The organism is Paraburkholderia sp. SIMBA_030, assembly GCF_046535245.1.
Taxonomy (GTDB): Bacteria; Pseudomonadota; Gammaproteobacteria; order Burkholderiales; family Burkholderiaceae; genus Paraburkholderia.
In genome coordinates this window covers 1-228 of record NZ_JAWRXB010001855.1, presented here as the reverse complement: position 1 = coordinate 228, position 228 = coordinate 1, and the positions used below count along the sequence as shown (strand labels likewise).

General features: G+C 61.8%; 1 protein-coding gene. It reads right to left on the bottom strand.

The window, feature by feature from the left end:
• On the bottom strand, positions 1–228 hold a 228-nt coding region (locus SB772_RS46410), incomplete at both ends, for a hypothetical protein (RefSeq protein WP_410839321.1).

Sequence of the window (228 nt, the reverse complement as noted above, 5' to 3'; positions counted from 1 at the left end):
CAGTTCTTTACCGGTGGTGGTCGCGATGACCGAACCTTCCAGGCTGTAACGGGCCAGGCACGACTCGACCAGCTCTTCCGCCAGTACCAGCAGTTTGTCGCCGACGTCGACCAGGGCGTAGTTGAATTCCGGGTGAACGTTCAGCGCCTGGTTGGCCGGGATGGTCCACGGGGTGGTGGTCCAGATCACGATCGAAGCCGGCTTGTCCAGCGACGACAGACCGAATGC